The organism is Serratia sp. (in: enterobacteria), assembly GCF_051654945.1.
Taxonomy (GTDB): domain Bacteria; phylum Pseudomonadota; class Gammaproteobacteria; order Enterobacterales; family Enterobacteriaceae; genus Chania.
Genome location: NZ_JBOFZA010000022.1, coordinates 1 through 1,180, shown reverse-complemented (window position 1 = coordinate 1,180; position 1,180 = coordinate 1). Strand labels below are relative to the sequence as shown.

At 45.4% G+C, this 1,180-nt stretch carries 2 protein-coding genes; both read right to left on the bottom strand.

The annotated features are described in order from the left end of the window. A partial coding sequence (locus ACRDCA_RS00440; protein WP_438687806.1) for an SU10 major capsid protein occupies positions 1-191 on the bottom strand: 191 nt, incomplete at its 3' end. A gap of 81 nt (positions 192-272) precedes the next feature. After that, positions 273-1,180, bottom strand: a 908-nt coding sequence (locus tag ACRDCA_RS00435; RefSeq protein WP_438687805.1) for a hypothetical protein, incomplete at its 5' end; no start/stop codon positions are given.

Sequence of the window (1,180 nt, the reverse complement as noted above, 5' to 3'; positions counted from 1 at the left end):
TCTGCTTCCTTCTGAGCGTTGTTTACGTCAGCAGCAGCCAGAGAGTCAGTTTGCCATTGGAACATAGTGTTTTGTACTTGTTCCTTCTTGGTGACAGATACAAAGTAGGTATCGGTCGGAGACAGATTAGAGATCCAGTTGGCAAAAGAATCCTTCTTGCCATTCAGATCATAAGATGTCAAAATTGCCATTAATTTTCTCCTTTTGAGAAAGAGGGGTCATACTCTTATATAACCCCTCAACTTCTAGTTTAGATAGCAAAGAATTGTAAATTAATCTACAAGCAGGTGGAACAGGGCAGTCATGTCGCCAGATTGTTCAGCCTTCTTGATCATCGATTCACGCTTTGCGTCTTTGGATACAGCCGGTTTAGCAGGTGCGGATTTAACAACCTTCTTCGGAGCGCCGCCTACCTTCTTAACCTTGGCCTTCACCTTTTGTACACCCTTTTCATGCTCCATGTTCTTGTGCAGAAGCTTGAACACAAACGGGTCGGTACACGCTTTGATCATTTCCTCACTGGCACCCTTCTCCACTGCATACTTCATCAGGGATACATACAGGTTCTCATTCCAGCCGGGAATGTCACGAGCCAGTTCAGCCGCAGCACTGCGAGCCTTTTCAGTCTCAATACGGGTTTTCTCAGCAGCATCACGCTCTTCCAGAGCAGATTGTGCTTCAATGATTTCCTTATGGCGAGCCTTGTACTTGTCAAGGAACTCACGGTTTTCTACATAGGACTGCGGATCTTCCTTAGCCAGTGTTACCCAATCGAAGTCTTCATAGTCTTCAATAACACGTTCAGCTTCCAGCTTAGCTAACTTCAGGAAGCGGTCCATCCCCGCAGTCTTGGTTTCCAGTTCAGACTCAAGAGACTTGAGCTTAGTGACTTCCGCTTCTACTTCAGCAGCAGTCTTATACCCTTTAACCAGATCACTCAGGACAACCTTTTCACCGTTCGGCAGGTCAATTTCATATTCGTCAAAGTCAACTTCTTCTTCGCCATCTTCTTCAACGACTTCTTCAGCTTCTTCCTCGGATTCCTCTTCTTCGGATTCCTCGGCCTCTTCAGCTTCCTCTGCTGCCTCTTCAACTTCTTCGATTTCTTCAACTACCTCTTCAACTGTTTCCTCAGTGGGCAGTGCTTCTTCATCATTAATCATGTTGAAATCAAAGTTAT